The 24,273-nt window shown below is 67.3% G+C and carries 13 protein-coding genes and 1 riboswitch; of the genes, 6 read left to right on the top strand and 7 right to left on the bottom strand.

Annotated features, from left to right (window positions below; all coding sequences use genetic code 11):
• Positions 1-29: 29 nt before the first annotated feature.
• Positions 30-1,847 carry a DUF885 domain-containing protein gene (locus GJV26_RS11865; protein ID WP_155708988.1) on the bottom strand — a complete coding sequence of 606 codons (1,818 nt, stop codon included), beginning with the start codon at positions 1,845-1,847 and terminating at the stop codon, positions 30-32.
• Positions 1,848-2,095: 248 nt separating this feature from the next.
• Here GJV26_RS11865 and GJV26_RS11860 point away from each other — a divergent pair, with 248 nt between their 5' ends.
• The gene (locus GJV26_RS11860) at positions 2,096-2,440 is read left to right on the top strand and encodes a PEP-CTERM sorting domain-containing protein (RefSeq protein ID WP_155708987.1); all 345 of its coding nucleotides are present in this window, start codon (positions 2,096-2,098) and stop codon (positions 2,438-2,440) included.
• A 30-nt stretch (positions 2,441-2,470) separates the two neighbouring features.
• On the opposite strand, the gene GJV26_RS11855 is transcribed toward GJV26_RS11860, so the two are convergent.
• Positions 2,471-3,649: an HPP family protein gene (locus GJV26_RS11855; RefSeq protein ID WP_155708986.1), complete on the bottom strand. Its 1,179-nt coding sequence runs from the start codon at positions 3,647-3,649 to the stop codon at positions 2,471-2,473.
• 7 nt (positions 3,650-3,656) lie between these two features.
• Entirely contained in the window at positions 3,657-4,145 is a 489-nt protein-coding gene (locus tag GJV26_RS11850) for an Lrp/AsnC family transcriptional regulator (RefSeq protein ID WP_155708985.1), read from the bottom strand.
• Positions 4,146-4,244: 99 nt separating this feature from the next.
• On the opposite strand from GJV26_RS11850, the gene GJV26_RS11845 reads away from it, so the two are divergent.
• The gene (locus GJV26_RS11845; RefSeq protein ID WP_155708984.1) at positions 4,245-6,245 is read left to right on the top strand and encodes an aminotransferase class V-fold PLP-dependent enzyme; all 2,001 of its coding nucleotides are present in this window, start codon (positions 4,245-4,247) and stop codon (positions 6,243-6,245) included.
• A 204-nt stretch (positions 6,246-6,449) separates the two neighbouring features.
• Positions 6,450-15,128, top strand: a complete 8,679-nt coding sequence (locus GJV26_RS11840) for a glycoside hydrolase family 94 protein (RefSeq protein ID WP_371866458.1) — start codon at positions 6,450-6,452, stop codon at positions 15,126-15,128.
• A gap of 129 nt (positions 15,129-15,257) precedes the next feature.
• On the opposite strand, the gene GJV26_RS11835 is transcribed toward GJV26_RS11840, so the two are convergent.
• A complete protein-coding gene (locus GJV26_RS11835; protein ID WP_155708983.1) occupies positions 15,258-15,833 on the bottom strand; it encodes a TMEM165/GDT1 family protein in 576 nt (191 codons plus the stop codon).
• 92 nt (positions 15,834-15,925) lie between these two features.
• Positions 15,926-16,084, bottom strand: a riboswitch (yybP-ykoY riboswitch).
• Between the two features lie 116 nt (positions 16,085-16,200).
• On the opposite strand from GJV26_RS11835, the gene GJV26_RS11830 reads away from it, so the two are divergent.
• Positions 16,201-18,048 carry a M1 family metallopeptidase gene (locus tag GJV26_RS11830; RefSeq protein ID WP_155708982.1) on the top strand — a complete coding sequence of 616 codons (1,848 nt, stop codon included), beginning with the start codon at positions 16,201-16,203 and terminating at the stop codon, positions 18,046-18,048.
• 11 nt (positions 18,049-18,059) lie between these two features.
• A complete protein-coding gene (locus tag GJV26_RS11825; protein ID WP_155708981.1) occupies positions 18,060-19,682 on the top strand; it encodes a serine hydrolase in 1,623 nt (540 codons plus the stop codon).
• 70 nt (positions 19,683-19,752) lie between these two features.
• Here GJV26_RS11825 and GJV26_RS29930 read toward each other — a convergent pair whose 3' ends face one another.
• The 3 genes from GJV26_RS29930 to GJV26_RS11810 all read right to left on the bottom strand — a co-directional run bounded on the left by GJV26_RS29930 (position 19,753) and on the right by GJV26_RS11810 (position 22,595).
• Positions 19,753-20,430, bottom strand: coding sequence for a PEP-CTERM sorting domain-containing protein (locus tag GJV26_RS29930; protein ID WP_216643126.1), 678 nt, complete (start codon positions 20,428-20,430; stop codon positions 19,753-19,755).
• A 582-nt stretch (positions 20,431-21,012) separates the two neighbouring features.
• Positions 21,013-21,819 carry a class I SAM-dependent methyltransferase gene (locus GJV26_RS11815; RefSeq protein WP_155708980.1) on the bottom strand — a complete coding sequence of 269 codons (807 nt, stop codon included), beginning with the start codon at positions 21,817-21,819 and terminating at the stop codon, positions 21,013-21,015.
• Positions 21,820-21,953: 134 nt separating this feature from the next.
• Positions 21,954-22,595, bottom strand: coding sequence for a pyridoxamine 5'-phosphate oxidase family protein (locus GJV26_RS11810; RefSeq protein WP_155708979.1), 642 nt, complete (start codon positions 22,593-22,595; stop codon positions 21,954-21,956).
• An 89-nt stretch (positions 22,596-22,684) separates the two neighbouring features.
• Between GJV26_RS11810 and pdxR the strand changes: the two genes are divergently transcribed.
• Entirely contained in the window at positions 22,685-24,265 is a 1,581-nt protein-coding gene (pdxR, locus tag GJV26_RS11805; RefSeq protein ID WP_155708978.1) for a MocR-like pyridoxine biosynthesis transcription factor PdxR, read from the top strand.
• Positions 24,266-24,273: the final 8 nt, after the last annotated feature.

Here is a 24,273-nt window from a genome sequence, read left to right as displayed (position 1 = left end):
CACCGAGCAACCGGTCACCGAGAAATACACTACTGCGGGCGCTGTTGCGCGATCCAGTGGTCGATCTTCGCTTCCAGCAAACTCAGCGGCAAAGTGCCGTCGCCCAGCACCTGTTCATGGAAGGCCGGCAGGCTGAACTTGTCGCCCAGCGCCTCCTGCGCCCTCTGGCGCAACGCCATGATCTTCAACGCACCGATCTTGTATGCCAGCGCCTGGCCCGGCCAGGCCATGTAGCGTTCCGTCTCGCTGCGCGCCACCGCGTCGTAGCCCAGCGTGTCCTTCATGTACTGGATCGTCTGCTCGCGCGTCCAGCCCTTGGCATGCATGCCGGTATCGACCACCAGGCGCGTTGCCCGCAGCAGTTCGTCGTTCAGGTGGCCGAAGTATTGCGCCGGATCGTCGAACAGCCGCATCTCGCGGCCCAGCGTTTCCGCATACAGGGCCCAGCCTTCCGTGAATGCCGTGTTGCCGCCGAATTTGCGGAAGTTCGGCAAGCCCAGTTCCTGCATCAGCGCGATGTGGAAGTGGTGGCCCGGCTTGCCCTCATGCAGGAACAGAGTCGTCATGCCCGTGTTGCCATACTTCGCGGGATCGGTGACCACCGACCAGAACACGCCCGGCCGCGACCCATCCGCGGCGGGCGCCGTGTAATGGTCGGACGCCGTATCGCGCGACAGCTCCGGTTCCAGCCGCAGGTCCAGCTTTGCCTTCGGCAGCAGCGTGAACATCGCGGGCAGCTTCTCGTCGAGCACGCCATCCAGCTTGCGATAGACGGCCTGCACTTCCTCTTCCGTCTTGAACGGGAAGAAGCGCGGCTGCTGCGAGACCCACACCGGCAGCCCTGCCGGCGGGCCGTCGTAGCCCAGTTGCGGGCCCAGCCGCGCGAATTCGGCCTGGATACGCGCCACTTCCTTCAGGCCGGTCTCGTGGATCGCTTCCGGCGTCAGGTCGGTGGTGGTGGCATCGGCAACGCGCACCAGGTACCAGGCGCCCCCGTTCGGCACGGCCGAGAAACCGGTCGACGTGCGACAGGCCGGAATATAGTCGTTTTCGATGAACGCGGCCAGCCGCGCCAGCGCCGGCTGCAGCTTCAAGACCGCGGCGCGGTAGTCGGCCGCCAGGCGCGCCTTGTCGGCAGCAGCAAAAGCGGCCGGCATCCGGCGCACGGGGGTGTAGTAAATGCTCTGCTCGGGCACGGTACTGACGAGCTTCCTGAACTGCGGCAGCGCCGACACCATGATGGCCTTAGGCTGCGTCACGCCGGTGCGCATGCCTTCCTTCATGTTGACGATCGCCTGGTCGATCCAGGCCGGCAGCTGCGTCAGCCGGTTCAGGTAGGCGCGGTATTGCTTCACGGTGGTCAGCGGCTGGGATGCTTCGCCGCTGGCGAAGTTCGCCAGCGTCACCGGCAGGCTGTCCATCTGGCTGACCGGCAACAGGTGGGCCGGGTAGGGCGCGTACGACAGCAGCGTCTTGAGCTCGAAGGCCAGCACGTCGTAGTTGATACGGTCGCGGTGCGTCAGCTTGTGGCGGTCGATCTGCCCCAGGCGCCGGGTGTAGTCGCGGTAGCGCGCAAACTGCCTGGCGCGTTCGGCAGGCGAGATCGCCATGCCGATCTGGTCGTCGAAGCGGTTGTCGCCGTTGTCGGTGGCATTGACCGGTTCGAAACGGGCGATGGCGTCGTAATACTCGTCGGCCAGCGCGAGGAATTTCCTGGTTTCCGCGGCCGAGACGGCGGCGGAAACCTTGCCGGCCGGCGTGCCGGCTGCCTGCGGCGCGGCGTGGGCGGGGCCAAAGGCCAGCAGCAGGGCGGCCGCCAGCGCGCCCAGGTGACTACAGTGCTTCATGCGTGATTTTCCGAATATGTGTGGTTGGAAAGGAACGTTGCAAGCATAAGCGATCTGGCGCAAAGGAGGAATGCCGGCATGGCAGGTAACGGTTGGCAAGGGCGAAGACTGGGGAATGTCCTATGGCTTAAATAAAATGTAATGGTTTGTACCGGCGGTAGGGAACTGCCCGGCATGTCATTAAAATAACGGCGGCCCCATCCATGCATCGGGCCAACGCCGTTTTTTAATATATTCCAGGAGCAAGCATGAAAATAGTGTTCGCCGCCGGGCTGCTGGCCGCGGTGCTCGCCATGCCGGCGGCCGCGGTGGCTGGCCCTGTGCAATCGATCGACTGGAACGGTCAACCCACCACGCTGGTACCGGGCGCACCGGCTCCCTGGCATGCCGGCGATTCCGCCGGCTGCCTGGGTGCCTGCCTGGAGGGCATCCCCACCACGACATTCGCCGCAGCGCCGCCGGCTGCAAGCGCCCCTCCCATGCCTGCCACTCCTGCAGTCGCGGTGCCGGAGCCGGGCACGTGGGGCATGCTGCTGGCTGGCGCGGTTTTGCTGGCGCTGAAGAGCCGCCGCCGCAACGAAAAGTTCACCTGACCGGCCTGCCACGAGCCAGGCTCCGCTCGCTTAGGCCGGCTGCGAGGCCTCGACCAGCCGGTGTTCGTACAGCGCCGCCACCACGTCCGATTGCGTGACGATGCCGGCGAAGCGCTGCTCGCCGTCGACCACCGGGATATGGTGCAGGCCCGCATCGGCCATCAGCGGCACCAGGTCCACGATCGGCGTATCGGTCCGGGCCACGCGGGGCCGCGGTGTCATGATCTGTCCCACCACCTCGGCCTTTTCCGAGTGCGACAGACCGGAAGGCTTCAGGAACTCCTTCAATTTCTCGCGCATGCCGCGGTAATCGTCCAGCCCGCCGTGCTTCAGGAAATCGCCTTGCGTCACGATGCCGATCACGCGCCGGGCGGGATTGAGCACCGGCAGCGCCGCGATATGGCGGCCGCGCATGGCCTGCCACGCTTCGGTGAGCGGTGTCGCGAATTCGGCCGTCACCACGTCGCGCGACATGATGTCGCCGCAGGTGATCACGCCGAAGCGGCGCTGGTAGGCGCGCAGTTCGGTTTGCAGGAACAGCGCCTCCAGGTCGTCGCGGCTGATGTCGAGCACCTGGCCGTAGCGCCGCAGCACGGCATCGAGGTCTTCCGGCTTGAAGCCCAGGCGCACCGTCGGCACATCGTCTTTCGTGGCATGCGGGTTCGGGTGACTCAGCATCTGGGCGTGTGGATAGCGCCGCCCCGTCAGGTTGTTGTACATGATCGCCGCGCTGACCAGCAGCACGGAATCGAGCAGTACCGGGCCCAGGGCGAACGAGAAGCCCGCCGCGTGCACGGCAGGGCCGCCGATCACGGCCGTCAGCGCCGCCGCGCCGCCGGGCGGGTGCAGGCAGCGCGTGAAGAACATCACGGCGATCGCCAGCGCGGTGCCCAGCGCCGCCAGCGCGGGCATCGGCATCAGGTGGCCCAGCCAGCGCACGCAGGCCACGCTGACGAGGGCGGAAATCACGTTGCCGCCGATGACGGACCATGGCTGCGCCAGCGGACTGGCCGGCACGCAGAACAGCAGCACCGACGAGGCGCCCATCGGCGCCACCAGCCAGATGGCGTCGTCCCCCAGCATCAGGTGGGCGACGGTACCGGTAACGAGGAGTCCCAGCAGGGCGCCGGCGCTGGCGCGCAGGCGTTCCGTGGTGCTGGCCGTGCTGGGGGCGGGCAGCAGCGCACTAAATAAAGATCTTGCATGCATCTTTGGATTATCCCATGCCGGCCCCATGCGAGACCAGATCCAGCGGCAACGCCGTCGTGTACTTGATCTGTTCCATCGAAAAGGCCGACGATACGCCGGTCAGGTTCGCCACCCGGATCAGCTTCTTGTAGAACCGGTCGTAGCCGTCGATATCGGTGGTCACCACCTTCAGCAGGTAATCGACATCGCCGCTCATCCGGTGGAATTCCATCACTTCCGGCAGCGCGACGACGGCGGCGGCGAACTTCGCCAGCCATTGTTCGTCGTGCTGGCTGGTGCGCACGCTGACGAACACGGTGACCGGCAGCCCGGCCCTGCGGCGGTTGACCAGCGCCACGCGGCGGTCCAGGTAGCCGGCATCCTGCAGCCGTTTCATGCGCTTCCAGCACGGCGTGCTGGTCAGTCCTACCTTCTCCGCCAGCTCGGCCACGGATAACGTGCCGTCCACCTGCAGGGCGCCCAGGATCGCGTAATCGAACTTGTCCAGATCGTTCATGCTGCTTTCGTCGGAATATAAGGATGAATGTTCTCATTATGCCGTCGATGCAAGGTTTTTTGGGATGGCTGCTCCGTCGTTACCCGTTAATCTATCCGGATGAACAATGAAATCTACCTCGACGGCAACGCCACGACGGCCGTCCTCCCTGCCGCGCTGCGCGCCGCCGTGCACGCGATGGAAGACCATTACGGCAACCCCAGCAGCACCCACGGCACCGGGCTGAAGGCCAGGGCGGTGCTGGATGCGGCGCGCGCCCGCGCCCATCGGGTGGTCGGCGCCGGTGCCGGCCGGTTGATGTTCAACAGCGGCGCCACCGAAGGCATCCAGACCGCCGTGCTCTCCGCGCTGTGCGCGGTGCGGGCGCGCCGCGCCGCCGGCGAGCCGGCCGGCACGCTGCTGGTCTACGGCGCCACCGAACACAAGGCCGTGCCGGAAAGCCTGGCGCACTGGAACACATTGCTGGGGCTGGGCCTGGACCTCGTCGCGCTGCCGGTCGGGGCGGACGGCCGCCATGATCTCGATGCGCTGCGCCGGCTGGCACCGGATGCCGCATTCGTCTGCACGATGGCGGCCAACAATGAAACCGGCGTGATCTCCGACCTGGCCGGCATCGCCGCCGCGCTCGAAGGAAGTCCGGCCCTGTGGATGGTCGACTGCGTGCAGGCGCTGGGCAAGCTGCCGCTAGATCTTGCCGGCACCCGCATCGATTACGCGCCGTTTTCCGGCCACAAGCTGTATGCGCCGAAGGGCACCGGCATGCTGTACGTGCGTGCCGGCGCGCCGTTCACGCCGTTGATGAAGGGCGGCGGCCAGGAAACCGGCTGGCGTTCCGGCACCGAGAACATGGCCGGCATCGCGGCGCTCGGCGCCGTGCTGGCGGCGCTGGAGCACGGCGGGACATTCCGTACCCATGCCGAACAGTGCGCCTTCCGCGACCGCCTGGCCGATGCGCTGCGCCTGGCGCTGCCCGGCATCGTGTTCAATGCGCCGTTCGACAGGGCCCTGCCGACCACGCTCAACTTTTCCGTGCCCGGCCTGTCCAGCAGGCAATTGCTCGACGTGTTCGATGCCGCCGCGATGCGCGTATCGGCGGGCAGCGCCTGCTCGGCCGCGAAGGCGCAGCCATCCTATGTGCTGGACGCGATGGGCTTGCCCGAATGGCGCAGCAGCAGCGCCGTGCGCCTGTCGTTCGGGCCGCTGATGGATGACGCCACCGTTACCGAAGCCTGCGCACGGATCGCCCGCTGCGGCAAGGCGCTGCGCCTGGCCGGCCTGCTCGGCGAACCGGCCGCGGTGCGGCCGGACGGGTTGCTGCAGCTGACCGAGGGGGGCCTCCACACGTGGCTGGTGCTCGATGCCGCCAGCGGTACCTGTGCCGTGATCGACCCGCAACCGGCCCTGGCCGAACGCATCGATACCCTGCTGCGCAACCATGGCTACCGGGTGGCCGCCACGCTGTCCACGCGCGATGGCGCATCGTGGCCGGCCACTGGCGACTGCCTCTACCTGGGTGAGCAGTGCCTGCGCCGCGTCGCGGCAGGACAGGACAGCCTGTGTTACCTGCTGGGCCCGGACGGCGCCGCGCCGCGCCACGCGTTCATCGGCCGCGTCGAACCGTCCCGGCTGGCCGGCATCCTGTCCGACGTCTCCTTGCCCGACGTCTTCTCGCCCAATTTATTGCTGTGCCCGGCCACGGATGCGCAATCGGCGGTCTGCACGCTGTTGCATGCCGCCGGCGATGCCGGGCCGTCCGCCGACATGCACCTCGATGCGCACGCGCTGGCCACCCTGTTGCATGGCGACCCGCGCGCGCTGCTGGTCGACGTGCGCGAACCCTACGAGCACGCCGCCGCGCTGCCATCCGGCTGGCCGATGCGCGGGCGGCAGGGCATCACGCAAGTGAGCAGTATCCCGCTGAGCCGTCTGGCCGGCGAGCTGCCCGCCTGGCTGGCGCAGGCCGAGCGCGTGCCGCTGGTGTTCTACTGCCGTAGCGGCAATCGCAGCGCCCGCGCGGCCGGATGCCTGCGCAGCCTCGGCTATGCCAATGCCTGGCACCTGCATGGCGGGATTGCCCTGGCGGTGGATGACTTCCGGTAACCGGTCATTCTCCAAGGCGGCCTGCGGGCCGCTTTGCTTTTGCTCGTGACGGAGGTCCTGCGCCGTAACAGGCGGTTTTTTTTGCAGTGCATCATCCGTATGTTCGCTACCGAACAGTAGGCTGCCGCGCGCCGGAATAATATTTCCTGCAACATACTCCAGTCGTGGCGGGCCTCCTGCCTGCCGCCCCGAAGCGAGGCTCCCTTGAAAGAACACCTCAAATTGTGGCCCGGCCTCGCCGCCGGATTCCAGGAAGCCGCGCCCGGTTCCGCCGCACCCGATACCGAAGAAGACCTGCCGCTCCGCGCGGAGCTCTACAGTGCCCAGCAGATGGCCCACCATGGCCGCACGCTGGCCGAGGCGCATGTATTGAGCAGGCGCGGCGGTCCCGACCGCCTGCTGGCGCGCCTGGCGGACAATGCGCGGCTGTTGCGCGGCACCGCCGACGAGCTGACCGCCGCCGTCAAGGAAGGCCGCCAGATCACGCCCGCTTCCGAATGGCTGCTCGATAACTATTACCTGATCGAAGAACAGATCCGTATCGCGCGGCGCCACCTGCCGAAGGATTACAGCAAGGAGTTGCCGCGGCTCGCGAAGGGCGCCGCCGAAGGCACGCCGCGGGTCTACAAGCTGGCCCTGGAGGTGATCGCCCATGGCGACGGCCGCGTGGACCCGGAAAGCCTGTGCCGCTTCGTCGAGGCTTACCAGGAACTGGCTCCGCTCAAGCTCGGCGAACTGTGGGCGATCCCGATCATGCTGCGCCTGGCGCTGCTGGAAAACCTGCGCCGGGTGGCCGCCCGGGTGGCCGAGAACCGCTACCAGCGCGACCTGGCGAACACCTGGGCCGACGGCATGGTGGAAATCGCCGACAAGAACCCTTCCGGCCTGATCCTGCTGGTGGCCGACATGGCCCGTTCGAACCCGCCGATCACGAGCGGTTTCGTGGCCGAGCTGGCGCGGCGGCTGCAGGGCCAGAGCCCGGCGCTGACGCTGGCGCTCACCTGGGTCACCTATCGGCTAGCCGAATCGGGCCAGACGATCGAGCAGCAGATCCAGGCCGAGATCGGCCAGCAGGCGGCCGACCAGGTGTCGATCGCCAACACGATCGGCAGCCTGCGCTTCGTCGGCACGATGGACTGGCAGGAATTCGTCGAAACGATGAGCACCGTCGAACGCGCGCTGCGCGACGATCCGTCCGGCATCTACGGCGCGATGGATTTCGCCACCCGCGACCAGTACCGCCACGTGGTCGAGAAGATCGCCCGCGGCAGCAAGCTTTCCGAAGCGCAGGTGGCGGAAGCGGCGGTCGAACTGGCGCGCACCCATGGCGGCAGCGACGACCCGCGGCACGGGCACGTGGGCTTCTACCTGATCGACAAGGGTGTGCTGCTGCTGGAACAGAAGGTGGCCCGGCGCCGCACGCCGCGTGAGGCATTGCGCGCCACCGTGCGCGCCGCGCCGCTGACGTCGTACCTGGGCGCGATCGCCGCGCTGTCGGTGATCGCCACGGCGCTGATGGTCGAGCGCGCGGTGCGCGATGGCGTGGCGGGCTGGGAAATCGCCGTGCTGGCCATACTGGGCCTGATGGGCAGCAGCCAGCTGGCCCTGGCGCTGGTGAACTGGGTCGCCACGCTGGTCACCCACCCCAGTCCGCTGCCACGGATGGATTTCAAGGAAGGCATTCCGTCCGATGCGCGCGCCGCCGTGGTCGTGCCGTCGCTGTTCTACAGCGCCGACAACGTCGACGAATTATGCGAGCAGCTCGAAGTGCGCTTCCTCGCCAACCGCGATCCGAACCTGCATTTCTGCCTGTTGTCCGACTTTGCCGATGCGCAAAGCGAAACGCTGCCGACGGATGCGCCCCTGCTCGAACGGGCCAAGGCGCATATCGACGAGCTGAACCGCAAATACGGCCGCGACGAGAACAGGACGCCCTTCACGCTGCTGCACCGGCCCCGGCTGTGGAACCCGGCCGAGCACACGTGGATGGGCCATGAACGCAAGCGCGGCAAGCTGGCCGACCTGAACCGCTTCCTGCGCGGCGGCGCGCGCGACCGCTTCGTGCTCGTCGCCGGCGAAAGCGGCCAGCTGCTGACGGTGAAATACGTGATTACGCTGGACGCGGACACACAGCTGGCGCGCGACTCGGCGCGCCAGTTCATCGCCACGATGCGGCACCCGCTGAACCAGCCCAGGATCGATCCGCGCACCAACCGCGTGGTCTCCGGCTACGGCATCCTGCAGCCGCGCGTGGCCGTCAGCCTGCCCAGCCCGAATGCTTCGCGGTACGAACGGCTGTGCGGCGGCGAGCCGGGCATCGATCCCTATACGCGCACCGTATCCGACGTCTACCAGGACGTGTTCGCCGAGGGATCGTTCATCGGCAAGGGCATCTACGACCTGGACGTGTTCGAGCGGACACTGGGCGAACGCTTCCCGGAAAACCGCATCCTGTCGCACGACCTGCTGGAGGGCTGCTACCTGCGGGCCGGACTGCTGTCCGATGCCCAGCTGTACGAGCAGTATCCGCAGCGCTACCGCGAGGATGTGAGCCGCCGCCACCGCTGGATCCGCGGCGACTGGCAACTGGCCGGGTGGCTGTTCGGCCGGGTACCGACGGCCACCGGCGCGCGTGAAAAGAATCCGCTGTCGCCGCTGTCGCGCTGGAAGCTGTTCGACAACCTGCGCCGCAGCCTGGTGGCGCCGGCACTGACGCTGTCGCTGCTGTTCGCCTTCGCCGTGCTGCCGCACCCGTGGTTCTATACCAGCATGGTGCTGGCCATCATCTTCGTGCCGGCCATCGCCGCCGCGCTGTACGACCTGGCGCACAAGTCGCCCGATACCCTGTGGCGGCAGCACCTGCCCAATTCGCTGCGCCGCAGCGCGCTGCACTTCGCGCACGGCGTCCTGTCGCTGGTATTCCTGCCGTACGAGGCCTACATCAGCCTCGATGCCGTCGCGCGCACCACGTGGCGCCTGCTGGTTTCGAAGAAGCACCTGCTGCAATGGCGCCCGTCGGCGCTGTCGCACGCGAACGGCGGGCTGGTCGCCAGCTGGCGGGCGATGTGGATGTCGCCCGTGCTGGCGCTGGCGGTCGGCGCCGGGCTGGCGCTGTGGCGCGTCAAGGCGTTCGAGGCCGCCGCCATTTTCCTGGTTGCCTGGCTGGTCGCCCCGGTGGTCGCATGGTGGATCAGCCGCCCGGTCGAGCGCCTGGCGGCGCAACTGACCGGCGACCAGCGCGAGTTCCTGCACGCGCTGGCGCGCAAGACCTGGGCATGGTTCGACGCCTTTGTGGGGCCGGACGACAACTGGCTGCCGCCGGATAACGTGCAGGAACATCCGGGTACCGTGATCGCGCACCGCACGTCGCCCACCAACATTGGCATGGCGCTGCTGGCCAATGTGAGCGCCTACGACTTCGGCTATGTGACACTGGCGCAAATGCTGCAGCGTACCCGCAACACGCTCGATTCGATGGCCGGACTGGAACGCTACCAGGGCCATTTCTATAACTGGTACGACACGCAATCGAAAAAGCCGCTGCATCCGATGTACGTGTCGGCCGTGGACAGCGGCAACCTGACCGGCCATTTGCTGACATTGCAGGCCGCGCTGCTGAACGCGGCGGACGATCCGGTCCTCGGGCCGCAGATCGGCACCGGCCTGGAAACCACGCTGCGCGTGCTGCAGGAGGCGGCCGCCGGGGTCGAAGGACTCGACACCGGGGCGCTGGCGGCGCTGCAGGAAGCCATCGCGCCGCAACAACCTTTGTATCCGTCCAATTTGCCGGAACTGCGCGCCTGGCTCGAGCGGGCCACCGCCGGCGCCGAGGCCTTTGCCGCGCAGCCTGCCCTGGCGGGAAGCGACACGGCGGCCACGGCGCGGATGTGGGCCGGCGCGCTGGCCGCGCAGTGCCGCACCGCGCTCGATGAACTCAATGCGCTGGCACCGTGGATTGCCGGCGGCACCGGCACGCTCCTCGATACCTCGTTGCTGAAGATCCCGACCCTGCGCGAACTGGCCGCCTATCCGCCGGCCGGCGCGCCGCTGTCCGACCTGGCGCCGGGCGAGCGCGAGCGCCGCGAACAGCTCGGTGTGCTGGTGGAGCAGGGCGCGGCCGTGGCGCGCGAACGCATCGGCACGATGCTGGCGCTGGCGGCACAGGCCCGCGACCTGGCGCACGTCGACTACGGCTTCCTGTACAACCGCACCACCAGGCTGCTGGCGATCGGCTACAACGTCAGCGAACGCCGGCTCGACGCCAGCTATTACGACCTGCTCGCCTCCGAATCGCGGCTGGCCAGCTACGTGGCCGTGGCGCAGGGCCAGCTGCCGCAGGAGCACTGGTTCGCGCTCGGCCGGCAGTTGTGCATCGTGCACGGCCAGCCGGTGCTGCTGTCGTGGAGCGGCTCGATGTTCGAGTACCTGATGCCGCTGCTGGTGATGCCGACCTATCCGGATACCCTGCTGGACCAGACCTACCATTCGGTGGTGGCGGCGCAGATCGAATACGGCCGGCAGCGCAATGTGCCGTGGGGCGTTTCGGAATCCGGTTACACCACGATGGACGCGGCGATGAACTACCAGTACCGCGCCTTCGGCGTGCCCGGCACTGGCATGAAGCGCGGCCTGGCTGACGACCTGGTGATTGCCCCCTATGCCTCGATGATGGCGCTGATGGTCGAGCCGGAGGCGGCGTGCCAGAACCTGCAGAAGATGGCCGGCCTCGGCTTCATGGGCCGCTATGGCTTCTACGAGGCGGTCGACTATACGCCGGCGCGGCTGCCGCGCGGCCAGGCGTTCGCGGTCGTCAAGTCTTTCATGGTGCACCACCAGGGCATGGGCCTGCTGTCGCTGTCCTACCTGCTGCACGACCGGCCGATGCAGCGCCGCTTCGAATCGGACCCGATGCTGCAGTCGGCGCTGCTGATGCTGCAGGAACGCAGCCCGCGCATCGGCGCGTTCTTCTCGAGCAGTTCCGAGCAGGCCGCGGCGGTGCGCTCCACGTCGCACGACCAGGCCGCGCCGGTGCGCGTGCTGACGCAGCCGAACACGCCGATACCGGAAGTGCAGCTGCTGTCGAACGGGCGCTACCACGTGATGGTCACCGCCGCCGGCGGCAGCTACAGCCGCTGGCGCGATCTCGCGGTAACGCGCTGGCGCGAGGACACCACGCGCGACAACTGGGGCCAGTTCTGCTACGTGCGCGACGAGGAAGGGCACTTCTGGTCGAACACCTACCAGCCCACGCTGGCCGAACCGGACCACTACGAAGTGATCTTCTCCGAAGGCCGCGCCGAGTTCCGGCGCAGCGACCGCGGCATCGACCTGTACACCGAAATCGTGGTCTCGCCGGAAGACGATATCGAGATGCGCCGGCTGCGCGTGACGAACAATTCGACACGGCCGCGCACGATCGAGCTGACCAGCTTTGCCGAAGTGGTAATGGCGCCGGCCGCCGCCGACGCGGCGCACCCGGCATTTTCCAAGCTGTTCGTGCAGACCGAGATCATTCGCGACGAGAGCGCGATCCTGTGCACGCGCCGCCCGCGCGGCAAGGACGAGCAGCCACCCTTCATGCTGCACGTGATGACGGTGCACGATGCCGAAGTGGTCGAGGTGTCTTACGAAACGGACCGCGCGCACTTCATCGGCCGCGGCAACACCGTGCGGGCGCCGCGCGCGCTGGTCGAGCCGGGCCCGCTGGCCGGCGGCCACGGCTCCGTGCTGGACCCGGCGGTGGCGATCCGCTACCGCATCACGCTGCAGCCGGACCAGGTGGCCACGGTGGACATCGCCACCGGCATGACGGAAACGCGCGAAGCGGCGCGGCACCTGATCGACAAGTACCAGGACCGCCACATGGCCGACCGCGTGTTCGAGCTGGCCTGGACGCACAGCCAGGTCGTGCTGCGCCAGCTGAACGCCAGCGAGGCGGACGGCCAGCTCTACAGCCGCCTGGCGAACCACGTGATCTATCCGAACGCGGCGCTGCGCGCAGAGCCTTCGGTGCTGATCAGGAACGGGCGCGGCCAGTCCGGCCTGTGGCCGTACGCCATTTCCGGCGACCTGCCGATCGTGCTGCTGCAGGTGAAGGATTCGGCCAACATCGAAGTGGCGCGGCAGATGGTGCAGGCGCACTCGTACTGGCGCCTGAAGGGCCTGGTGGTCGACCTGGTGATCTGGTTCGAGGATACGTCCGGCTACCGCCAGGCGCTGTACGACCAGATCATCGGCATGATCGCTTCGGGCATCGATGCGCAGGCGATCGACCGCCCCGGCGGCATCTTCGTGCGGCCGCTGGAACAGATCTCGAGCGAAGACCGCATCCTGCTGCAGACCGTGGCCCGGGTGATCGTCAACGACGCGCGCGGCCCGCTGGCCGAGCAGATCAAGCGCTCCGGCCCGCCGGCGCTGCGCATGCCGCCGCTGCTGGCAGACAGCCGCGGCGAATACGACGATGCCGGCCCGGCGACGCACATCCCGCACGACCTGATCCTGTGGAACGGCTTCGGCGGCTTCACGCCGGACGGGCGCGAGTACGTGATCGTCACCGGCCATGGCCGCGTTACGCCGGCGCCGTGGTCGAACGTGCTGGCCAATGCGCAGTTCGGCAGCGTGATCTCGGAAAGCGGGCAGGCTTACACGTGGCACGAAAACGCCCATGAATTCCGGCTCACGCCATGGCACAACGACCCGGTCACCGATGCCAGCGGCGAGGCGTTCTACCTGCGCGACGAGAGCAGCGGCCACTTCTGGTCGCCGACCCCGCTGCCGGCACGCGGCAGCGGCGACTACGTGACGCGCCACGGCTTCGGCTACAGCACGTTCGAGCACACCGAGGCCGGCATCACGTCGGCGCTGACGACGTATGTGTCGACCGATGCGCCGGTACGCTACACGGTGCTGAAGGTGCGCAACGTGTCGCTGGTGCCGCGCAAGCTGTCGGCCACCGGCTATGTCGAATGGGTGCTGGGGGAAATGCGTTCGAAATCGGGCATGCACCTGGTGACGGAACAGGATGGCGTCAGCGGCGCCTTGTTCGCCCGCAACCCGTACAACACCGAGTTCTCCGGCCGGGTGGCGTTCTTCAATGTCGACGCGGCCACCCGCACGGTCACGACCGACCGCACCGAATTCCTGGGCCGCAATGGCACGCTGGCCAGCCCGGCCGCGCTGCGGCGGCAGCGGCTGTCGGGCAAGGTCGGTACCGGCCTGGACAGCTGCGGGGCGCTGCAGGTGCCGTTCGAGCTGTTGCCTGGCGAAGAGCGCGAACTCGTGTTCGTGCTCGGCATGGGCGGGCGCCGCAATGCCGATGCCAGCACGATGGTGCAGAAGCATGGCGGCGCGGGCGCCGCGCGGGAAGCACTGGCCGCGGTGCACGCGCACTGGCACGCCACGCTGGGCGCGGTGCAGATCGCCACGCCCGACCCGGCGCTGGACGTGATCGCCAACGGCTGGCTGATGTACCAGACCATCGCCTGCCGGCTGTGGGCACGCAGCGGCTATTACCAGTCCGGCGGCGCTTTCGGCTACCGCGACCAGCTGCAGGATGCGATGGCGATGGTGCATACCGAGCCGCAACTGCTGCGCGAGCACCTGGTGCTGTGCGCGGCGCACCAGTTCGCCGAGGGCGACGTGCAGCACTGGTGGCATCCGCCATCCGACCGTGGCGTGCGCACGCACTGCTCGGACGATTACCTGTGGCTGCCGCTGGCCACGGCCCGCTACGTGCAGGTGACCGGCGACATGGCGGTGCTCGACGAGCAGGCCCACTACCTCGATGGCCGCCCGGTCAAGCCGGACGAGGATTCGTATTACGACATGCCGGGCAAATCGCCGCAGGCCGGGCCGCTGTATGAACACTGCGTGCGCGCGATCCGCCACGGCCTGCGCTTCGGCGTGCACGGCCTGCCGCTGATCGGTTCCTGCGACTGGAACGACGGCATGGACAAGGTGGGTGCCGAAGGCAAGGGCGAAAGCGTGTGGCTGGCATGGTTCCTGATCGACGTGCTGCAGCAGTTCGCCGTGGTGGCGGGGCGGCGCGGCGATGCGGTCTTTGCCGATGAATGCCTGGAGGAAGCCAGGAAGCTGGCGGCCAATGTCGAACAGAACGCGTGGGACGGCCAGTGGTATCGCCGCGCCTACTTCGACGACGGCACCCCGCTCGGCTCGCACGAAAACGAGGAATGCCAGATCGACTCGATCTCGCAGAGCTGGGGCGTGCTGTCGGGCGCGGCCGATCCGGAACGCGTGAAGGGCGCGATGGCGCAGGTCGACGCGCGGCTGGTCAAGCGCGACTTCGGCCTGATCCAGCTGCTCGACCCGCCGTTCGACAAGGCCGACCCGAACCCCGGCTATATCCAGGGCTACGTGCCGGGCGTGCGCGAAAACGGCGGCCAGTACACGCACGCCGCGGTGTGGACCGTGATGGCGTTCGCCAGGATGGGCGATACCGCGAAGGCATGGGAGCTGATGCGGCTGATCAACCCGGTGCAGCACGCGTCCAGCGCGGAGAACGCCGCCATCTACAAGGTGGAGCCCTATGTGGTGACGGCCGACATCTACGCGGTGGAGCCGCACGTGGGGCGCGGCGGCTGGAGCTGGTATACGGGATCGTCCGGCTGGATGTACCGGCTGATCCTCGAATCGCTGCTGGGCGTGACGCGCAACGGCGACCGGCTGGCACTGGCGCCGCGGGTGCCGGACGAGTGGGACGGCTTCGCGCTGTCGTATCGCCATGGCTCGGCGAACTACATCATCCGGGTGACGCGGGGCGCGGCCGGGCTGGCTGTCGACGGCGTTGCGCAGGACGGCAACGAGATCGCGCTGGTCGACGACGGGCGCGAGCACGCCGTCGAACTGCGTTTGCCGCCGGCCTGATCAACCAACGGCAGGCGCAGGGGTCAGATCCCCTTTGGCGCCGGCGGCGGAGCTCGCCGCCAGCGCTGGCGGAGGTCTCACCCCGGGGCTACGCCGCTGGGGTAAGCGTGCGCCGGCATTGCCCAGGGTTTACAACCCCACGGCGGTGCCCGCGCCCATCAGCGTCGCCACCCCCAGCACCACGAAGATCACGGCGGCGATGCCGTGCACCAGCTTCAGGTTGACGGCGGTGGCGGCGCGCTTGCCGAGGTACACGGCGGGCACGTTGGCCAGCATCATGCCCAGCGTGGTGCCGACGACCACCGGGATCAGCGCATCGAAGCGGGCGGCCAGCGCCACGGTGGCGATCTGCGTCTTGTCGCCCATCTCGGCCAGGAAGAAGGCGACCAGCGTGGCGGTGAACACGCCATAGCGGCTGGCCGGGGTATCGTCCTCGTCGAGCTCGTCCGGCACCATGATCCAGGCGGCCATCGCGATGAAGCCCACGCCCAGGATCCAGCGCAGCGCGCCGGGGCCCAGCAGGTCGGTCAGCCAGGTGCCGACGGCGGCCGCGCAGAAGTGATTGACGACGGTGGCGACGAAGATGCCGCCGACGATCGGCAGCGGGCGCCGGAACTGGGCGGCGAGGACGAAGGCGAGCAGCTGGGTCTTGTCGCCGATTTCGGCGAGGGCGACGATGCCCGTGGAGACGAGGAAGGCTTCCATGTAGGTGGCTGGGGGCCGGATGTTAACCAAGGATCCATGGGCGGTCCCGGCCCCTTGGTGTATGCGGCCGCCCGTGGATCATTGGTCTCGCCAGGCCCGCGCCGATAGACAATCGCGCCGGCCACCTGCGCCACGGTCTGCGGACCGATTGTGTTGACGCAGGTTCTTCCCGCGCATGCCGCGATGGTGCCGCAATGGTGCGGACGCCGTGCGATGCGCGGGGAAGGAGGCTACTCCCCAAAGAACGGGCGCCATGATAGCAGAGTCGGTGCCGGGGCAGGGCGGAAATGCCATGCCATATGCTATTCTGCACCGCGCCCGCACCGGCGATCCCGGTGCCAGCTTGATGAAAATTTAAAGGAAGCACATGCGAAAACCTTCTCTGCGCCTGGCGATATCCGCCGCGCTGGCACTGCTCGCAACGAGCGCCCACGCCCAGGATCCGCTCAGCTACGCACGCTACAACGAGGTGCGCACCACGGACCTGTACCTCGACCTGAAGGCGGACTTCGGCCGCAAGACGCTTTCCGGCTACGCCGAGCTGACGCTGAACTGGCTGGACAAGAACGTGCGCACGCTGGTGCTCGACACGCGCCAGCTGTCGATCGCGCGCGTGCAGGTGCAGAACGACGATGGCCGCTGGGCGCCGGCCTCGTACATGCTCGATCGCGCCGATCCGAAGAAGGGCCAGGCGCTGCGCATCTCGCTGCGCAGCCAGCCGAAGAAGGTGCGTGTGTACTACCGCACCGCAGCCACCGCCGGTGCGCTGCAGTGGCTGACGCCGGTGCAGACGCTGTCCGGCAAGCGGCCGTTCATGTTCAGCCAGTCGCAGGCGATCGAGGCCCGCTCGTGGGCGCCGGTGCAGGATACGCCGGCCGTGCGCTTCACCTACAGCGCGCGCATCGAGGCGCCGGCCGGCATGCGCGTGGTGATGAGCGCCGAGAACGATCCGCAATCCACCGGTGCCGGCGGCTGGAAGTTCCGCATGCCGCAGCCGGTACCGTCCTACCTGCTGGCGATCGCCATCGGCGAGATCGATGTGCGCAGCGTCGGCCCGCGTTCGGCCGTGTATGCGGAACCCGGCCGCATCGAGGCGGCCGCGTTCGAGCTGGCCGATACCGAGAAAATGATCGCCGCCGCCGAATCGCTGTATGGCCCTTACCGGTGGGGGCGCTACGACATGATCGTGCTGCCGCCGTCGTTCCCGATCGGCGGCATGGAAAACCCGCGGATGACGTTCCTGACGCCGACGATGATCGCCGGCGACCGCAGCCTGAACGACCTGATCGCGCACGAACTGGCGCATTCGTGGTCCGGCAACCTCGTCACCAACGCCTCGTGGAAGCACTGGTGGCTCAACGAAGGTTTCACCACCTACGTGACGACGCGGATCATCGAGATCCTCTACGGCGCCGAGGCCGCCGAGATGAACCTGCAGGTGGAGCAGGAAGAAGCGCTGGCTTCGCTGAAGGATATTCCGGCGGCGAAGCAGGCCCTGCTCACGCGTGACCCGGACGTCAACCCGGACACGTACACCGACGAAGCACTCGCCTACCCGAAAGGCGCGTGGTTCCTGCGCACGCTCGAGCAGCGCGCCGGCCGCGAAGTGTTCGATCCGTTCCTGCGCGGCTGGTTCGACCAGCATGCGTTCCAGTCCGCCACCACCGAGCAGTTCCTGGCCTACCTGCGCGCCAACCTGCTGGACAAGCATCCGGAGGTAATGACGCAGGCGGAACTCGACGAATGGCTGTATGGCGCCGGCATTCCGGCCGCCGCGCAGCGCGTGGTGTCGCAGCGCTTCCAGGCCGTGGATGCCCAGCGCGCCACGTGGCTGAAAGGCGAACAGGCGACGGCCGACCTGACGGCGCGCAGCTGGGGCGCCGCCGAGTGGATGCACTTCCTGAACGACATCGACAACAAGGCCAGCGCCGCCCAGTTGCGCGAGCTCGACCAGACGTTCGCGCTGAAGACCAGCAAGAACAACGAGATTGCCTACCGCTTCTACCTGGCATCCGTGCATGCCGGTTACAACGTGCGCGACCAGCTCGAGACGTTCCTGATGAGCGTGGGCCGCCAGAAGTTCGTGGTGCCGCTGTACGCCGCGCTGCTGAAGAACCCGCAGGATGCGGCCTGGGCCAGGGGCGTGTTCGCCAAGGCGCGCGCGCGTTATCACCCCGAAACGCAGAAGTCGGTCGACAAGCTGCTGAAGAAATGACTGGAGCCCCGATGTTCGTGAAACAAACCATTTGCGCACTGGTGCTGGGCGCCTGCGCGTTTTCCGGCGCGCCGGCGCTGGCTTTCGCTGCCGGCGCCGCTGCCGTGGCGGCCGCGCCGGCGCCTGCCTTCGACCTGGCGCAGGACGTCAACCGCGTGCTGAAGACCTTCGACGTGCCCGGCATCGCGATCGCCATCGTCAAGGACGGCAAGGTGGTGGCCGCGCAGGGCTTCGGCGTGCGCCGGCTGGGCGACCCGGCACCGGTGACGCCGAAGACGCTGTTCGAGATCGCTTCGAACTCGAAGGCGTTCACCGCCGTGGCACTGGCGAAGCTGGTCGACGAAGGCAAGCTGGCCTGGGATGACCCGGTGATCAAGCATTTGCCGGATTTCCGCATGCACGACGGCTACGTGACGCAGGAAATGACGGTGCGCGACCTGCTCACGCACCGCAGCGGCCTGGGCCTGGGCGCCGGCGACCTGCTGTGGTGGCCGACCACCACGTTCTCGACCGACGAGATCATCCATAACCTGCGCCATGTGAAGCCGGCCACCAGCTTCCGCGCCAGCTATGCGTACGACAACCTGCTGTACATCGTGGCCGGCCGCATCATCGCGCAGAAGAGCGGCAAGAGCTGGGGCGACACGGTGCGGGCGCAGATCCTGGACCCGCTGGGCATGACGAACACCACCACCAGCGTGGCCGCGATGCTGAAAACCGCCGATTACTCGGCGCCGCACAGCCGGATCAACGACCGGCAGTCCGTCGTCAAGCCGATGCCGGTCGATAACGCGGTGGGCGCCGTCGGCATCAATACCAGTGCCGAGGATATCGCCAAGTGGATGAACGTGCTGCTGGCCGGCGGCCAGTTGCCGGGCAGCGAGGCGCGGCTGTTCTCCGCCGCGCAATCGAGGGAGATCTGGACGCCGGTGACGCCGATGAAGATCGCCGAACCGAAGCCGGAACTGGCCGCCACGCGGGCCAATTTCAACGCCTATGGCCTGGGCTTCAACATCCGCGACTACCGCGGCAAGAAGCTGGTGCTGCACGGCGGCGCGCTGCAGGGCTTTTATTCGCGCGTGCTGATGGTGCCGGAAGAGAAACTTGGCATCGCGATCTTCACCAACGCGGAAAACAGCGGTTCGATGACGTCGCTGCAATGGCGCATCCTCGATCACTACCTGGGCGCGGCACCGACCGACTGGATCGGCATCATCGCCGCCCAGGAGGAGGAGGCGCACCGGAAGGAACTGGCGAAAGTGGGCAAGGCGGCATCGGCCCGCGCCGCCGGCTCGAAGCCCTCGCTGCCGCGCACCGCGTACGACGGCGAATACACGGACCCGTGGTATGGCAAGGTCGTCATCCGCCATGAAGGCAAAAAGCAGGTCATGGCGTTTACGCGCACGCCCGACCTGACCGGCGAACTGGAACACTTCCAGCACGATACGTTCATCGTGCGCTGGAAAGAGCGCAACTTCAACGCCGATGCCTATGTGACGTTCGCGCTGAATCCCGACGGTTCGATCGAGCGCGCGAAAATGGCCGCCATCTCGGACGAAACGGACTTCAGCTACGACTTCCACGACCTGGCGCTCACGCCCGTGAAGGCAGCGAAGGGCGCTGCGACCGAGTGAGGCGACTGCTGCCCTGTGCGCCGCCGTCTCGTCAAGGGGCGGCACGGCGGCGCGCCGTTGCCGCTAAAAGTCAATGTGATGTGTGCGCAACTTTGCTGCGCCGCCGCGCGATCGCGCCCATCACGGCCAGCCCGCCGAACAGCATCGCGCAGGTGGACGGCTCCGGCACCGGCGCCGTCACATAGCGCACGTTCGTGAAGAACATGCCGTTGTTCTCCCACTCGCCGGAAACCGTGATGGACGAAACGGGCCGGTCGAACAGGATACCGGCGAATACCGGCACCGAAATGTTGTAGTTGTGGACATGGTTCGTGAAGAATTCATGCGAACCGTCCTCGAACGTCACCAGCATCGGTGTCGGCTGCAGCGCACCGCCCGGCGAATACTGGCCACCGCCGATCCCGTACACATCGACACCGAAGGCAATGATCGGATTGGCGAATGTGAAGGTAGCGCTATCTGGTGGAGCGTAGTAAACGAAGTTGCCCTCGACAAAGTTAAAGTGATCGTTATAGCCGCCGAAGGCAAAGCTGCTGTTGTTGCACCACTGCACGACATTGCAGGTAAATGTGACATCGCCCCAGCTCCACGAATAACCGGTCTGGGTATAAGGGCCCGAGAAGTCCTGGTGCTGGGCGCCGGCGCCGATCAGGGTATCGAACGGCGTGGCGTCTTCGGTGAAATAACCGCCGGCGTGCGACGTGAGGGCCGTCGCGGCCAGTATCAACCCAACTAGTGCTTTACGCATGCTTGCTCCTGATAAGAGAGGGAATGGTATGCCGCGGTGGCGGCAGGATTATGATAGCGCTAGCATCGGTAGCAATAACTACGTAAAGGATGAGCTGATAAAATTATTTTTAATAGTATAAAAATAAACAACAGATGCCATTGTCCGATGGGCAGCCGCAGGGTTAAGCTAGCAAGCTGCCGGGCAATGTATCCATGGTATGCCGCACGCAGAGTGGTGCGTTGCAAGAAAGAAACGTCAGCAATCGTTGCCGGATCGGCTGGCTTGGCCCTTGCCGCCGCGTCAAGTGGGGCATGGCGGAAGCTGAATCGAACAGAAATGAAATATCTCGTGTAACAGTGAGTTTCAGTGAGAATGTTTCATGTGCAAATGCAGCATAATCACGCGGTTGTCTTAAAGTGAAAGTTTCTCGAATGAATGAGCTGATGTTGACGGTAGCCGCTGTGTGCGGTTCCATGGTGGTAGGCTTCGTGGCCTTTTGCAGCTTGATGAGCCGCCTCCAGCGCCGCTAGAACAAAAAAGCCGCCGGACTGAATCGCCGGCGGCTGCGCAGTCAGGCAACCGGTCCCTGCACCGGGCGCATCATGGCTTCACGAACTTCAGTGTCATGCGATCGCTCTCGCCGATCGCCGCGTATTTTTCCCGGTCCACTTCCTTGTTCGCGTAAGTCGGCGGCAGCGCCCACACGCCGCCCTGGTGATCGGCCATATCTTTCGGATTGGCGTTCACTTCCGATTTCGCCGCCAGCCTGAAACCGGCCGCTTCCGCCATCCGGATCACATAGGCTTCGTGCAGGTAGCCGCTGGACGCCGTGGGATCCTGCGTTTTGCCCGCGGGCAGGCGGTGCTCGACAACACCGAACACGCCGCCCGGCTTGAGCGTGTCGTACACGCTTTTCAGCACGCCCTTGAGCCGCGCGTCGCCCGGCTCCATCCAGTTGTGCACGTTGCGGAAGGTCAGCACCATGTCCGCGCTGCCTTTGGCACCGTAGTTGAACACGCCGTTGCCCGGTTCGAACGCGCCCAGTTGCACCTTGCCAAACACGGCGGAATTCGCATCGAGCTTCTGCTTGAAGCGTTCGCCGGCCTTCGCCACGTTGGCCGCTTTCGATTCCGGCGTGGCGCCGGCGGCGACCAGCTTGCCGCGCTCGCGCAGGTAGGGCGCCAGGATCTCCGTGTACCAGCCGCCGCCGGGGGACAGTTCGACCACGGTCATCTCCGGCCGGATTCCGAAGAAGGTCAGCGTTTCGTAGGGGTGGCGGTAGGCGTCCCGCTTCACGTTGTCGGCGCTGCGGTGGCTGCCGCCGATGGCGGCCTTCAGGGCATCGTCCGCGAATGCGGGTGCGCTGCAGGTGGCAGCCAGCAGGGCGGCGGCGAGGATTCGTTGCATGCGATCTCCTTATGAGCATATGCGCGGCGCGAGATTGGCCGCGGCACGGCGATGATGTGCAATAAAGACAATCAGGTCAAGCCTCGCACGGTCCGGCCAGTGGCGGCCGCACCGCGTGGACGGGCGGCGCAACGTCAGTCCTGCCAGCGCTGCACGTACGCCGGCGCCGCGATCCCGCAGCCGGCGTCGGCCACCGGCGCGCCGCGTGCCTCGCGCAACGGCAGCACGCCGGCCCAGGCAGGCAGGTGCAGGTCTTCCTCGTCGTCTTCCGGCGGCCCGCTGCGTGTCTTGCAGGCGGCCTCGGCGAGTGCGATGCGCAGCACGGTGGTGGCGGCATATTCCTTGTCGTTGCCCGGCCTGACCTCGCCCTGCCGGCCGGGGGCGAGGTGTTCCATGAACGCTTCCAGCGCGGGCCGCTTGCCGGCCTCGTCGACCGTTTCGAAGCGGCCATAGATCACCGCGCTGCGGTAGTTCATCGAGTGATTGAAGGCGGAGCGTGCCAGCACCAGACCGTCCACGTGCGTGATCGTCACGCAGCAATCCTGTTCCTGCAGGCGCCTGACCATGCGGCTGCCGTTCGAACCGTGGATGTACAGGTAATCGCCGAGGCGCCAGCAGGCCATGGGAATGCAATGCACGCCATGTTCGTCGGTGAATGCCGTGTGGCAGACCCAGGCGGCGTCGATGATGGCATGCAGCACGGCGGGGTCGTGGCTGCCGCGGTTGGCGGAACGCTTTACCTGCGTGCGTGTGGAAGGTGCTGTGGTGGTGTTCATGGTCTCCATCCGTCAAGTTGAAGGCGCACTATAATGGGGGCGCTGGCTCCCGGAACAGGTCCACGGGACGGCATTTTCATGGAGCCACGATGGATTACGCGCTGCTGCTGTCGACGTTCGAACGCGACCACGGCCACCACAGCTGGCCGCGCCAGCGGCTGCTGCACGAATGCCTGCGCCAGGCGATCCGCGCGGGCACGCTGGCGGCCGGCACGCGGCTGGTGGCCACGCGCGCGCTTGCCGCCGAGCTGGGCATTGCCCGCAATTCGGTGCTGTACGCCTACGAGCAGCTGGCCGGCGAAGGCCTGGTGGTGCCGGACCGCCGCGGTACCGTGGTGGCCCGGGTTGGCCCTGAACTTGTGCCGGAACCCGGCCCCGAAGGTGCGCCGGCGCGCCGTGGCCGCCCGCCGGCGGCACTTGCCGGCCTGTCGCGCCGCGCCGTGAACCTGCGTCCGGTGTCGAACGGCGCCAGCGACAGCCGGGCTTTCGTGCCGGGCGTGCCGGACCTGGATGCGTTTCCGCTGGCGCTGTGGCGCCGCCTGCTGGACCGGGCCTGGCGCGGCCTCGACGCGGCGCAGCTCAATTACGGCGACCCGGCCGGCGAATGGACGCTGCGGCTGGCGATCGCCGACTACCTGCGCGCCTCGCGCGGCGTGGTATGCGAGGCGGAACAGGTGTTCGTCACGGACGGCAGCCAGAGCACGCTGGACCTGTGCGCCCGCGCCTGCGCGGACGAAGGCGACACCGTGTGGCATGAAAATCCCGGCTACGGCGGCGCGCTGGCGGCGTTCCGCCATGCCGGGCTGGCGGTGCAAGGCATCCCGGTGGACGGTGAAGGCATGGCGCCGGCGGCGCAGGACTGGCAGGCGCACCGGCCGAAGCTGCTCTACACCACGCCGTCGCACCAGTATCCGGTCGGCAGCGTGCTGTCGCTGGCGCGGCGGCTGGCGCTGATCGAAGGCGCCCGCCGCACCGGCGCGCTGATCATCGAGGACGATTACGACAGCGAGTTCCGCCACGATGGCCCGCCGCTGCCGGCGATGCAGGGCCTGGTGACGGATGCGCCGGTGCTGTACTGCGGCACGTTCAGCAAGACGATGTTCCCCGGCCTGCGCATCGGCTACCTGGTGGCGCCGCCCGACCTTGCGCCGCAGTTTGCACTGCTGCGTGCCCAGTCCGCGGCGGCCGGGCGCACGGCCGAGCAGCTGGCACTGGCGGCGTTCGTGACAGACGGGCATTTCCTGCTGCACCTGCGCCGCATGCGGCGGCTGTACCGCCAGCGGCGCGATGCGCTCGTGGCGGCGCTGGAACGGCACCTTGGCCGTATCGCCACCGTGCACGGCGCCTCGGCCGGCATGCACCTGTCGCTGCGGCTGCCGGACTGGCTGCCGGACGACGCGATCCGCGCCCGGGCGCGGGAAGAGGGCATCATCGTCAATGCGCTGTCGACCCACGCGGTGCAGCCGGCAACACCCTCCGGCGCATATCGGAATGGGACCCGGAATGCGCCTTGGAACGGCCTGATGCTGGGTTATGCGCAGGTGCCGGCCGAAGCGATGGAGGGCCTGGTGAAGCGGCTGGCGGCCGTGATCCACCTGGCCGCGTACGAGGCCGGGCAACGCGGCGGCGAACGAAAAAAATGCGCCGGCAAGCCGGCGCTGGTGGGGTAGCAGGTGCG

It is taken from the genome of Pseudoduganella dura (genome assembly GCF_009727155.1).
GTDB classification, from domain to species: domain Bacteria; phylum Pseudomonadota; class Gammaproteobacteria; order Burkholderiales; family Burkholderiaceae_D; genus Rugamonas; species Rugamonas dura.
Note: the sequence above shows the minus strand (reverse complement) of the source record. Positions and strands in the feature narration are given on the sequence as shown.